Raw genomic sequence first — 11,678 nt, 5'->3', positions numbered from 1 at the left:
TGGCGCCGTCCGCCTTCTTCAGGACATCAGGTCGAGGAGGGCCCGGCCGCGCGGCGTGTGGTGCGGACGGACCTCGCGGCCCCGGCCCCGGCGGGTGAGGGAACCCGCGGACTCCAGGAAGCGGCAGCGGTAGGTCGCGGAACCGGAGGAGAGGGCCGTGGCGATCTCGCCCACGGTCGAAGTGTGTGCGGCCAGGCGCAGGATGGCGGCCCGCGCGGGTCCCAGCAGGATGGCCAGGGAGTCGGCGGCGGGCTGGACCGGGTCGCCGCCCGAGATCAGCGCCAGCACGGGTTGGCCAGTCCGGCGAGCACGACATCGAGCGTGCCGGTCACCGTCGCGGTGCCGACGCGTTCGGTCCCCCGCCACAGCAGGGACCGCGTCCGTTGCCAGACGACCGCGTAAGCCTCCCAGATGGCGGGCCGTGGTGTGCGGCTCAGCGGTCGGCGCGGCTGCTGGACGAGCCAACGTGTTCGGCCCAACAAACCCTGGCCCGCCTACGGTTGTGGGGCGGGGAGCGCGGACTGTCCTCTCCGTATCCGGTGTTCTGCCATCCGCTGGACACGGCCGGCTGTGCGCCGGGCGGCCGTGGTGTGTGCCGCCGGGCCCACGGAAGCGCTGGGAGATGGCCGTTGGAGGAGGCCGCCCACTGTGTGCCGCGATTCCTTTCCCGTTTGCACGCGTGGAAGTGCGGATACACGGTCGAGGCAACCCAGTCACCACACGAGAGGGGAATGCACGTGGGCCACGGCGGAGACGTCATCGCGGAATTGACCACCGACCACCAGGAGGTCGAGGAGTTCTTCGGGAAGATCCAGGCCCTGCCCTCGGGAGACGAGCGGCGCAAGAAGTACGCGGAGCAGGCGGTGATCGAGCTGGTGCGCCACTCGGTGGCCGAGGAGGCGTATCTGTACCCGGCCGTGCGCGAATTCCTGCCGGACGGGGACGCGGTCGCCGACAAGGAGATCGAGGACCACGCGAAGGCCGAGCGGATCATGAAGGAACTCGAAGGCGTCGACGCCGACGACTCCCGGTTCGACCGGCTCGTGGACGATCTCATGACGGAGATACGCGCACACGTGCGGGACGAGGAGGACCACCTCTTTCCCCGGCTGCGGACGGCGGCTTCCGCGGAGGAACTGGCCAAGCTGGGCGACAAGGTGCGCCAGGCCAAGAAGACGGCGCCGACCCGCCCCCACCCCTCGGCCCCCGACACGCCGCCTGCCAACAAACTGCTGGCCCCCGGCGCGGGCATGGTGGACCGCCTCCGGGACGCCCTGACGGGCCGTGGCAAGGACTGACCCCACACGCCCGCCCCAGCCGCCCGCCCCCGCATGGCCTCGGGGAGCGAGGGAGCCGTGGTCGGCGCTGAGACAGTGGGACGCTCTGGCGGCGGTGGTTGCGGCAGGCGGCTGCGGTGAGGTTGGCGGCAGTGGCCCGGTCAGGGCCGGGGCCGCAGCCCGCCGTCCTGAGATGGTCGGCCGCCGACGCTGGTGACCAGGTCGCGGCACAGGTCGCGGAGCTTGATGTTGCGGTTCTGCGAAGCGCCGCGCAGGATGCCGAACGCCTTCTCCGCGTCGCAGCGCTGCTGGCCCATGATGATTCCGATGGCCTGGTCGATGATGCTGCGCGAGCGCATCGCCGTCTCCAGATCGTTCGCGAACTCCTGGGCGTCGGCGATCCGCTGCGCCAGAGCGATCGCACCGGTGGCCTGCGCGGCGATCAGCCGCAGCCCGGTGAGGTCCGTTTCGGCGAAGCCGTCCGGCTTGGGCGAGTAGAGGTTGAGCGCGCCGGCCGTGTGGGTGTGCGCGGCGATCGGCAGCGAGAGCGAGGAACGGGTCCCGCACGCGACGGCGTGGGCGGGATAGGGGTCCCACCGCTGCTCACCCAGCATGTCGGCGACCATGAACTCCTCACCGTTGCGCAGGGCTTGCAGGCAGGGGCCGTCGTCCAGGCCGTACTGCTTCTCGTCCAGGTCGCGAGCGCTGCGTCCCGCGCTGGCCACCGTCAGGAACCGGCCCTCGCGGCTGAGGGTGATGCCACAGCCGTCCGCTGCGGGCGTACGGGTCAGCGCGTGGTCGGCCAGGGTGTCCAGAAACCCTTCCAGGGAGTCGGTCTCCAGAAGGAAATCGGTCACATGCAGGTCGTCGTGTGCCATGAAAAAGCCCCTCGCGCAGGTCATACGGGCCTGCCATCGGCATCGGTCAGAATGAGCGGCGCCAGGGGCCACGGCCCGGACCGGAGGGGGAATCTCCCAGCGTCAGCAGTCGCCCTGGCCCGCGAAGGAGCCGGAAGGGGCGGCCACACCTCCAGCATCGCACGCACGTTCGCCACACCGCGCCGTGTGAACCCCGGCCGCTGCCTCGCCCACGAGGACACCGACGCCGGCATCACGGCAGCCACCGCCGTCGCACGGACGCGATCTACATCAGATGCCGGGCCCGGCGGTGAATCCGGAAGGCAGGTGGGCGCATCCGGTAGCGAGTCCCGGCTGGAGCGAGGCCGCCACGCAGTCGCTCCGCGATCGATGCCGACTATCCCCGCCCCCGGGTCGCGAAAATCTATGTCGGCCGGAGTAGACATTGAGCGGTGGCGTGGTTATGGTTTTTCTCGTAGCCAGAGAGACAGCAGGGCCCGGCAGAGACGAACTGCCGGGCAGTAGTACCCGCAGTTGCGGCTCGCAAGACGGTGCGGCGGTGGAGTTTCGAAGCCGGAGTAGTTGCAGGATGGCGACGGGACTGACGGCCGGACCGGGTGGCCCGCAGTGATCAGGGGCCGCCGTGAGCAGTACCCGCAGTTCACGCAGGAGCAGTACCCAGCAGCGAAGGTGAGCAGCACCTCGGTGAAGGCGTCGGCTGCGGACGCGCGCGCCGGGAGGTTCGGCAGTGGGGTTCCAAGCCAGAGCAGACGCAGGACGGGCAACGGGGCTGGCTGCCGAAGAGTGGCGCTGACACAGGCCACTGAGCAGTGTGCAGGACAGCAGTACCAGGTGTAGGCAAGTGATCGATCCCAGAGGGAAGAACGGAGGGACGAGGCGCCATCAGGATCGCCCGGGCGGAGGCTAGAGCCCGGGTACCGCAGGACATCGATAGTGAGGTGGTCTCCGGTCAAGCAACCGCGATCCCCGCGCCCCCGACAGAATTCAGTTCGGGTGAGCGGAAACAGAAGGCCGGCGTAGTACCAGGGCCGGCAGATGGTGTAGTTGTTCCTTCGGGGTCCGGGTGCCGTGTGGCACTCGGGCCCCTCCACGCGTTCCGCAGAGAGGTGTACATGACAGCAAACGACTCGTTCGACCGTCTCGACGACGACGACTATCCCGCCTACACGATAGGTCGGGCCGCCGAACTGCTCGGCACCACGCAGGGCTTCCTCCGCGCCGTCGGTGAAGCCCGCCTCATCACCCCGCTCCGTTCCGAGGGCGGCCACCGCCGCTACTCCCGCTACCAACTGCGCATCGCCGCCCGGGCCCGGGAACTCGTCGACCAGGGCACGCCCATCGAGGCCGCCTGCCGCATCGTCATCCTCGAAGACCAGCTCGAAGAGGCCCGACGTATCAACGCCGAGTACCGCCGCACCGCGTCCCAGTCCGCGACCGGCGACTGACCCGGTCGCGGACAACCTTTCGACATCCTTCGCCTCCCGATTTCCGGATGAGTACATGACTGCTGAAAATGCCCATCCGGTGGCGCACAGCCGCCAACCCGAGCACCTTTCCGACGCCGACCGCGGTCCCGAGGTCGACGCGCCGCCCGACCCGCCCGACCGGCGGGCAGGTGCCGTCGCCCCGGATGACGCCCTTCGGCGCGCGGCGGCTGTGCTGAAGCCGAGGATGCGGGGCTGGTTGCACGCCGGGGTGTTTCCCCTCGCGCTGGCCGGCGGCATCGTCCTGATCGCCCTGGCCCGCTCGGCGGCGGCGGTCGCCGCCTGCTCGGTGTACGCGCTCTCGGCCTGCCTGCTGTTCGGCACCAGCGCGCTCTACCACCGCGGGACGTGGGGTCCGCGTGGGGAGGCCGTCCTGCGGCGGCTGGACCACGCGAACATCTTTCTGATCATCGCCGGCACGTACACGCCCCTGGCGGTCATGCTGCTGCCCGAGGGACAGCAGCGGGTTCTGCTGTCCCTGGTCTGGGGCGGAGCCACGGCCGGCATCACCTTCCGCGTCTTCTGGATCAACGCCCCGCGTTGGCTCTACACCCTGTGCTACATCGCCCTGGGCTGGGCCGCCGTCTTCTATCTCCCGGACTTCGCGCGCGCCGGCGGCGCCGCCGTGGTCGCGCTCATCATCGCCGGCGGCCTCCTCTACACCGCGGGCGCGGCCGTGTACGGCCTCAAGCGCCCTGACCCCTCACCCAACTGGTTCGGCTTTCACGAGGTCTTCCACTCGCTCACCATCGCCGCGTTCTCCGCGCACTACACGGCCATCTTCCTGGGAGCTACCTGACCAGCGACGGCCAAGCCCGCCGCACGTCGTGAAAGAAGTTCACCGCGGTGCTCGCCTATCTGTCGCGGCCGAATGAGGTTTTGGCGCGCCGCGTGCGGAGTCTTTCTCTCGGCGTAGGCGGAGTGCGGTCAGCAATCGGACGAACGCGTTTCTGGCGTGCTACTGTCGATCTCAGTTGCAGTTGTGGTTCCCAAAACTTCGACGCTTACCTCGGCACTCAGTCGTGGGAAGCGTCTTGTATTTCCGGTTTTCTCCGGGCGGGGCATCATCGCGGCGACCCGGTGTCCGTGAAGCGCGGATGCCGGCGTACTGCCCCAGAAGGAGATATGACATGGCGTCTGGCACCGTGAAGTGGTTTAACGCGGCCAAGGGTTTCGGCTTCATCGAGCAGGACGGTGGCGGTCCCGACGTGTTCGCCCACTTCTCGAACATCGCCGCCCAGGGCTTCCGTGAGCTGGCCGAGGGACAGAAGGTCACCTTCGACATCGCTGCGGGCCAGAAGGGCCCGACGGCCGAGAACATCGTTCCCGCCTGACGCTGACGCGTACTTCGTAGCTGGGGCCCGCATCCCTCGGGGTGCGGGCCCCAGCTACGAGCATTTCCCTCGGTCACACCATCCGTGGGACAGAAGCACCCCAGATCTTCTCCCGTGATGCGCGCCTTTCCGGGCCGCGCCCGTCGACGTCCGGGATTCTGACGCCCGTACGACGTCCCATCGCATCGCCCGCACCGCGCCCCGGATTCATCGCACAGCGGCTGCGCTTTCGCTTTCATTTTCGCATTCCATTTCGGCCCGTTCTTGTGATTCCCAGCGCTGTTCTTCCGCTGCGGGAATGCCTTGATACGAGCCGTATCGAGGAAGGTTCCCGCATGAACCCCACACGCACGAACGGCCGCACCTCCCGTCCCCGTCGCTCCGGCGGCCCCGCTTTCGGCTCCAGCGCCGGTTCGAGCCGGGGCGGTCGCTTCGGCTCACCGGCCCCGAGCCGTTCAGGGGGCCCGAGCCGCTCCGGCGGCCACGGTCGGCGGCCCGCCGCCCCCACGGGCGAGTTCGCCCTGCCGAAGACGATCACTCCCGCGCTCCCCGCGGTCGAGTCCTTCGCCGACCTCGACATGCCCGCCCCACTGCTGGCCGCGCTGACCGCGCAGGGCATGAGCGTCCCGTTCCCGATCCAGGGCGCGACCCTGCCCAACACCCTCGCGGGCCGCGACGCCCTGGGGCGCGGGCGCACCGGATCCGGCAAGACCCTCGCCTTCGGCCTGGCTCTGCTGGCCCGCACCGCCGGCCGGCGCGCCGAGCCCCGGCAGCCGCTGGCCCTGGTCCTCGTCCCGACGCGCGAGCTGGCCCAGCAGGTGACCGACGCGCTCACCCCTTACGCCCGCTCCGTGAAGCTGCGTCTGGCCACCGTCGTCGGCGGCATGCCGATCGGCCGACAGGCCAACGCGCTGCGGGGCGGCGCCGAGGTCGTCGTCGCCACGCCGGGCCGGCTCAAGGACCTCATCGACCGCGGTGACTGCCGGCTGAACCAGGTCGCGATCACCGTCCTCGACGAGGCCGACCAGATGGCCGACATGGGCTTCATGCCCCAGGTCACCGCACTCCTGAACCAGGTGCGCCCCGAGGGCCAGCGGATGTTGTTCTCCGCCACCCTCGACCGCAACGTCGACCTCCTGGTCCGCCGGTACCTCACCGACCCGGTCGTCCACTCCGTCGACCCGTCCGCCGGCGCGGTCACCACGATGGAGCACCACGTGCTGCACGTGCACGGCGCGGACAAGAACCGTACGACCACCGAGATCGCGGCCCGCGACGGCCGGGTGATCATGTTCCTGGACACCAAGCGCGCCGTGGACAAGCTCACCGACCACCTGCTGGCCAGCGGTGTCCGGGCCGCCGCACTGCACGGCGGGAAGGCGCAGTCGCAGCGCACCCGGACGCTGACCCAGTTCAAGACCGGGCACGTCACCGTGCTGGTCGCCACGAACGTCGCCGCCCGTGGCATCCACGTCGACAACCTCGACCTGGTCGTCAACATCGACCCGCCGACCGACCACAAGGACTACCTCCACCGCGGTGGCCGTACCGCGCGGGCCGGCGCGTCGGGCAAGGTCGTCACCCTGGTCACCCCCGACCAGCGCCGCGGCATGAGCCGTCTCATGGCCTCCGCCGGGATCGTGCCCCAGACCACCCAGGTCCGCCTCGGTGAAGAGGCGCTGAGCCAGATCACCGGCGCCCAGGCGCCCTCCGGCATCCCCGTCACGATCACCGCGCCGGTGGCCGAGCGACGCAAGCGGGGCGCGGCCTCACGCGGGCGGCGCAGCCCCGCCTCGGCTGCCCTGCGCAGGACCACGCGGCAGACCTCCTTCGACGCCGCGGCGGCCTGAAGACCTCGTGATCAGGAAACTGACCTACCACTGCAGGAGGCACCTTTTGACGCTGGTTCGTTCGTGGTCCCGCTCGACAGAGGTCACCCCCGCGCACGGGACCGTGGCAGACGCCGTGGACACCGGCGTACCGCGGGTCTGTGACGACATGACCGTCGAAGTCGCGCTGTCCGTCATGGCCGGCGCCGGCACCGGGCACCTGGTCGTCTGCGACGACGACGGCCCGCGCACCCAACCGGTCACCCTGGGCCAGCTCACCGCGGTCCGTGACAGTCCCGCGTACACGGACCGGCTCCAACTGCGCGACATCCTCGACGGCGGTGAGCCGTCCGGTTCCCCCGCCGTGCCCACGACCGCCGAGGCCGAGCACGCGGCGCCGGGCCGCCGGCTCGCGGCACCGCCGGTCGTCGAGGACCAGGACAACGCGCGGGGCGCCCTCGCCCTTGCCGCCCACTGAACCACCTCACCACCGTAGGACCATCCCCTTCCTCTCCCTGTGAGGCACCATGCGCTGCGTCATCGCCCGCTTTCCGTTCCACCTCACCAAGGGTGGCGTCCTGGAGACCATGAGGGGCGTCAAGCCCGAACCGGTCATCGGCGAGTCCGTGATCATCGGCCGCCGCACCTACCCGGCCAAGCAGGTCGGGCAGGTCATCACGCGCCAGGACCGCCGCGACTTCACCGCCGGTGAGGTTGTCCGGGCCATGGCCCAGCTCGGCTTCACCTGCCCCGACCCGCACCAGGCCGCCGCGCCCCAGCGCGTCCCCGGCCCGCTCCAGCAGGCTTCCGCGCTGCTCGGCACCCCGGCCGCCGTCTGACCGACGGGCAGGCGAGAGCCGCCACAGAACACAGTGAGGGTCCGACCGGCAGATGCCGGTCGGACCCTCGTCCCGTTGCCGCGCGATCCGTCAGCGCGGCGTCGTGTTCACTGGTCGGAGTAGCTGAAGTCGCCCACGGTCCAAGCGCTGACGTCTTCGATCGCCACGCGGTACATCCCGCCCGTCTCCGGGATGCCCACCGTGCCCTGCAGAATGCGCGCCACATGGAAATGCAGATGCGTGGGCGCCTTCTCCTCACCCTTCGTGGCGGTGAAGGCGGCGGAGAATTCACTGAGCTGGGCCGAGTCCGCCAGGACCTCGGACACCCGCTGCCTCCAGACAGCTTCGGGAGCCAGTCGACCCGTGATGACAGCACCACCGGTGACCACGGTCAGAGTCATCTGGTTGCTGCGCTCGGACTCCACCAAGGCCGCGACATCGACAAGCAGTTCGTCAGGCTTCGACATGGGAAGCGATTCTAATCAACGCCGCTCGGTGTGCCTAAGCGGTGGCGCAGGTGCGTCCTACAAGTCGAAGCGCGGGGGAGGGGGCGACCCGAACCCCGAAGCGTGTGATGCCCGTGCGCGGCGGTGCCGGGGCCTGGCCCGTATCGACTCGGCCAGGACCCCGGCACCCGCGGCGCGCGGGCGCCGCTGCCCGCCCGGAGGTACGCGGCTCGACGCTACGACCCGGGTCTCCGGTACCGGCTGGGACATCGTGCGGCCCCGGGCGTGGGGCCGGGCCGCACGTCACCGCCGGCGTCGGTCGTCGCGACGGGAGTCGGGACGGTGGTGCCCGGCGCGGATCGTCAGGCGCCGGGTTCCTCCTGGAGGGCACGCACCTCGACCTTGCTGCGCAGCGCCCGCGAAGCCTGCTTGGCCCATTCGATCGCGACGTCGTCGTTCTCGGCCTCGATGATCCAGAAGCCACCGAGGTACTCATCGGCCTTGACGAACGGGCCCGGCGTGAGGACGGGGCTGTCTCCGGAGTAGTCCACCGTGGTCGCGCTCGACGGCGGCTGCAGGCCGCCAGCGGTCACGAACGCGCCCGCCTCCTGCACGGCGGTGTTGAACGCGCCGACCGCGGCCATGATCTCCTGCAGCTCCGCGGGGTCCATGCTCTCCATCGTCGGCTCCTCGGCGGAGTCGTGCGGGAGGCTCAGGAAGTACTTCGTCATGCTCGTCTCCTCGTCGTAGGGCCCACGGCCGACGGCCGCTGCCTTGATGACCGCAACGCTAGGCGGGGCGTACCGCTGACGTATCAGTCATCGTGACTGGTGTCCGGGAGGCCGACGACCGGCGTCGGCTACCGGACGAGGTGGGCCAGCTCGGCGCGCCCGGTGACGCCGAGTTTCGGGTACGCCTTGTAGAGGTGGTGGCCGACGGTCCGTGGGCTGAGGAAGAGCTGGGCGGCGATCTCCTTGTTGGTGTGACCGCTGGCGGCCAGCCGTACGACCTGTAGCTCCTGCGGGGTCAGCAGGGTGAGCGGGCCGCTGCTCCGCGGCTCGTCACTCCGCTCGCCGAAGGCGGCCAGTTCGCCGCGCGCACGCTCGGCCCAGAGCCGCGCGCCGAGGCGTTCGAACGCGGACACCGCCGCCGCGAGATGGCCACGGGCCTCGGCGCGGCGACGACGGCGCCGCAACCACTCGCCGTAGACGAGTTGGGTGCGGGCCCGCTCGTAGGGGCCGCCGTGCCGCTCGTGGAGCCGCAGCGCCTCGGCGTACAGCGCGTCGGCGTCGCCCTCGTCGGTCAGCAGGGCCCGGCATCGCAGAACGAGCCCGGTGGCGACCGGGCGGTCGACGTGCTCGGCCCAGTGGCGGAAGGCCGCCAGTGGCCCGTGGGCGCGATCCGGCAGGCCGCCGCGCACGGCCGCCTCCACCAGATCCGGCACCGCCCGCACCAGGACGTCGCGGCTCGCGGGTCCCCGACACACCTGCTCAAGCCTGTCCAACGCGTCCCCGAACCGCCGGGCGGAAAGGTCGAGCATCCCCAGACCCCAGGCCGCGATCTCGGCATTGACCCGGTGCCGGGCTCGGGCTCGCGGGAGCACCTCATCGGCCAGAGCCCGACAGCCCGCCTCGTCACCCGACACGGCGCGCAACCACACCTCCACCGACCGGTGGGCCAGACTCTCGGTCGCGTTCCCGAGTTCGTCGCTCACGGACACACCCTCCGCCACACAGGCGCGCGCGTCCGCGAACTCGCCGCGCAACAACCGCGCCACGGCCAGGACGTTCAGGGTGTACGGGACCCACCCCAACGCCCCGGTGGCCCGCACCACGGCCAGCATGTCCTCGGTCTCGGCGACGACGTTGTCGTCGTCGGCGATCATGAGCCCGCCGAACCCGGCGGTGATGCGGCGCATCAGGTCGTGCCCGCCACCGGGTGTGGCGGTGTGGAGAGCGCGCATCGGGCCAACGGCCAGCTCCGGACGACCGGCGAAAAGCTCCGCCCACCCGAGAAGGGCGCCGACGACGGGTGCCCAGTGCTCCGGCGGGGTGACCCCGCGCATCAGGTCCGCCGCGCGCTGCACGAGGTCGTGCGATGCCCCGTGCCGGGCAGCGTGCGCGGCCTCGTAGAGCGTGAGCGCGGCGCGCTCCGGATCGGTGTCCCGCACCAGGGCGGCGGCCTCGAGCGTCAGCTCCGCGTCGGCCCGCGGCGAGGTGCGTTCGTACTCCACGGCGCCACGGGTGTAGATGGCATCGGCCCGGACGCCGGTGTCGGCGGTGAGCGCGAGCGCTTCGGCCGCCAGCCGGGCGGCGCGGTCGGCCTTGCCCGCGTCGAACGCGGCCTGGCTGGCCCGGGCGATACGCCGGGCCTTGCGCTCCCGGTCGCTACTGAGCCGACCGGCGCGTTCGTAGGCAGCGCACACCGCCATCGCGCCGCCTCGGTGCCAGGCCCGCTCCGCCACGCCCTGGAGTTCGGCGGCCACCGCCTCGTCGGGTTGGGTGGTGGCGGCGGCGAGGTGCCAGGCCCGACGGTCGGCATCGGCGTCCGCGCGCAGCGCCTCGGCGTACGCGCGATGGACCTCCATCCGCCGGTGCAGCGGCGCGTCCTGGTAGGCGGCTGCCCGTACCAGGGGGTGGCGGAACGTGATCCGGCTGTCGATCCGTACCAGTCGGTCACGTTCGGCGGGCGCCAGGTCACCGGCGGCGCCACCGAGGGACTCGATCACGTGCAGGATCGTCGCGAGGGGCGCCGCCGTGTCGGCCGCCGCCACCAGGAGGGCGCGTTGGGTGGGGTCGGGAAGCTCCACGATCTGGTGGCGGAACGCCTCCTGTACGCGGCGGGTCACCGGCAGCGGGCCGACCTGCTCGGCCGGGTCGGAGTCGTCGGCATCGCGGGCCGCGAGCCGCGACGAACCGAGCTCGATGATCGCCAGGGGGTTGCCACCGGACTCCGCGAGAACCCTGCTGCGCACCCGTTCGGCGAGCTCCGGCGCGTGACCGTCGAGCAGCCGGGCGGCCTCGGGAGCGGCGAGGCCGGACAGATCCACGACCTCGACGCCCGCGATCACGGCCGGCACCGCCGTGTCGCGTACCGCGAACAGCACCGCGATCGGGTCCGCCACGAAGCGGCGGGCCGCGAACAACAGCGCCTCCACGGAACCCTGGTCGAGCCATTGCAGGTCGTCGACCACGCACAGCAGCGGGGATTCCTCGGCCAGATCGGCGAGCAACGACAGGGTGCCGGCGGAGATCAGGAACCGGTTGGCGTCGTCTCCCTCGGCCAAGCCGAAAGCGCAACGCAGCGCCCTCGCCTGGGGAGCGGGCAGGGCGTCCAACCGATCCAGGTGGGGAAACAAGAGGTGGTGCAGGCCGCCGTACGCCAACTCGTGGTCGGACTCGATCCCAGCCCCGCGCACCACCCGCATGCCCTCGGCTGCGGCGATCGACACAGCGTGGTCGAGCAGGACCGACTTCCCGATCCCCGGCGCGCCCCGCCACCCCAGCGCCCCGCTACGTCCGTCGCGCGCGTCCGCCAGCAGGCGCTGAACCCGCGCCTGCTCGGCCCCTCTTCCCACCAGCAACATGCGGG

General features: G+C 71.1%; 12 protein-coding genes. 7 read left to right on the top strand and 5 right to left on the bottom strand.

Features of this window, described 5'->3' with window-relative positions:
* Nucleotides 1-18 precede the first annotated feature (18 nt).
* Nucleotides 19-288, bottom strand: coding sequence for a hypothetical protein (locus AC3CHW_RS03035; protein ID WP_488469464.1), 270 nt, complete (start codon nt 286-288; stop codon nt 19-21).
* A gap of 449 nt (nt 289-737) precedes the next feature.
* Between AC3CHW_RS03035 and AC3CHW_RS03030 the strand changes: the two genes are divergently transcribed.
* Nucleotides 738-1,298: a hemerythrin domain-containing protein gene (locus AC3CHW_RS03030; protein ID WP_488470952.1), complete on the top strand. Its 561-nt coding sequence runs from the start codon at nt 738-740 to the stop codon at nt 1,296-1,298.
* Nucleotides 1,299-1,438: 140 nt separating this feature from the next.
* On the opposite strand, the gene AC3CHW_RS03025 is transcribed toward AC3CHW_RS03030, so the two are convergent.
* Nucleotides 1,439-2,155, bottom strand: a complete 717-nt coding sequence (locus AC3CHW_RS03025) for a GAF and ANTAR domain-containing protein (RefSeq protein WP_398606964.1) — start codon at nt 2,153-2,155, stop codon at nt 1,439-1,441.
* Nucleotides 2,156-3,267: 1,112 nt separating this feature from the next.
* Here AC3CHW_RS03025 and AC3CHW_RS03020 point away from each other — a divergent pair.
* The 6 genes from AC3CHW_RS03020 (at nt 3,268) to AC3CHW_RS02995 (ending at nt 7,641) form a co-directional block, all read left to right on the top strand.
* Nucleotides 3,268-3,600: a MerR family transcriptional regulator gene (locus AC3CHW_RS03020; protein ID WP_187084998.1), complete on the top strand. Its 333-nt coding sequence runs from the start codon at nt 3,268-3,270 to the stop codon at nt 3,598-3,600.
* A gap of 55 nt (nt 3,601-3,655) precedes the next feature.
* Nucleotides 3,656-4,438, top strand: coding sequence for a PAQR family membrane homeostasis protein TrhA (trhA, locus tag AC3CHW_RS03015; RefSeq protein ID WP_488469463.1), 783 nt, complete (start codon nt 3,656-3,658; stop codon nt 4,436-4,438).
* A gap of 331 nt (nt 4,439-4,769) precedes the next feature.
* Nucleotides 4,770-4,973 carry a cold-shock protein gene (locus AC3CHW_RS03010; RefSeq protein ID WP_176165184.1) on the top strand — a complete coding sequence of 68 codons (204 nt, stop codon included), beginning with the start codon at nt 4,770-4,772 and terminating at the stop codon, nt 4,971-4,973.
* Nucleotides 4,974-5,308: 335 nt separating this feature from the next.
* A complete protein-coding gene (locus tag AC3CHW_RS03005; RefSeq protein WP_398606966.1) occupies nt 5,309-6,823 on the top strand; it encodes a DEAD/DEAH box helicase in 1,515 nt (504 codons plus the stop codon).
* Between the two features lie 46 nt (nt 6,824-6,869).
* Entirely contained in the window at nt 6,870-7,280 is a 411-nt protein-coding gene (locus AC3CHW_RS03000) for a CBS domain-containing protein (RefSeq protein ID WP_488469462.1), read from the top strand.
* A gap of 49 nt (nt 7,281-7,329) precedes the next feature.
* Entirely contained in the window at nt 7,330-7,641 is a 312-nt protein-coding gene (locus tag AC3CHW_RS02995) for an SCO5918 family protein (protein ID WP_488469461.1), read from the top strand.
* A 107-nt stretch (nt 7,642-7,748) separates the two neighbouring features.
* Here the strand turns inward: AC3CHW_RS02995 and AC3CHW_RS02990 are convergent, their stop codons facing one another.
* The 3 genes from AC3CHW_RS02990 to AC3CHW_RS02980 form a co-directional block, all read right to left on the bottom strand.
* On the bottom strand, nt 7,749-8,108 hold the full coding sequence (locus AC3CHW_RS02990; protein ID WP_359323394.1) for a hypothetical protein: 360 nt from the start codon (nt 8,106-8,108) through the stop codon (nt 7,749-7,751).
* Between the two features lie 341 nt (nt 8,109-8,449).
* Complete coding sequence (locus tag AC3CHW_RS02985) at nt 8,450-8,818, bottom strand: YciI family protein (RefSeq protein WP_381159802.1); 369 nt, start codon at nt 8,816-8,818, stop codon at nt 8,450-8,452.
* A 128-nt stretch (nt 8,819-8,946) separates the two neighbouring features.
* Nucleotides 8,947-11,673, bottom strand: coding sequence for an ATP-binding protein (locus AC3CHW_RS02980; protein WP_488469460.1), 2,727 nt, complete (start codon nt 11,671-11,673; stop codon nt 8,947-8,949).
* Nucleotides 11,674-11,678 lie beyond the last annotated feature (5 nt).

This window comes from Streptomyces sp. MGP-BFMKR1 (genome assembly GCF_057766585.1).
This window is presented reverse-complemented; position numbering and strand designations above follow the sequence as displayed.

Coding starts and splice junctions, on each gene's coding strand:
- AC3CHW_RS03025 (WP_398606964.1), bottom strand. CDS start 2,155: ATGGCACACGACGACCTGCATGTGACCGATTTCCTTCTGGAGACCGAC.
- AC3CHW_RS03020 (WP_187084998.1), top strand. CDS start 3,268: ATGACAGCAAACGACTCGTTCGACCGTCTCGACGACGACGACTATCCC.
- trhA (WP_488469463.1), top strand. CDS start 3,656: ATGACTGCTGAAAATGCCCATCCGGTGGCGCACAGCCGCCAACCCGAG.
- AC3CHW_RS03010 (WP_176165184.1), top strand. CDS start 4,770: ATGGCGTCTGGCACCGTGAAGTGGTTTAACGCGGCCAAGGGTTTCGGC.
- AC3CHW_RS03005 (WP_398606966.1), top strand. CDS start 5,309: ATGAACCCCACACGCACGAACGGCCGCACCTCCCGTCCCCGTCGCTCC.
- AC3CHW_RS02995 (WP_488469461.1), top strand. CDS start 7,330: ATGCGCTGCGTCATCGCCCGCTTTCCGTTCCACCTCACCAAGGGTGGC.
- AC3CHW_RS02990 (WP_359323394.1), bottom strand. CDS start 8,108: ATGTCGAAGCCTGACGAACTGCTTGTCGATGTCGCGGCCTTGGTGGAG.
- AC3CHW_RS02985 (WP_381159802.1), bottom strand. CDS start 8,818: ATGACGAAGTACTTCCTGAGCCTCCCGCACGACTCCGCCGAGGAGCCG.
- AC3CHW_RS02980 (WP_488469460.1), bottom strand. CDS start 11,673: ATGTTGCTGGTGGGAAGAGGGGCCGAGCAGGCGCGGGTTCAGCGCCTG.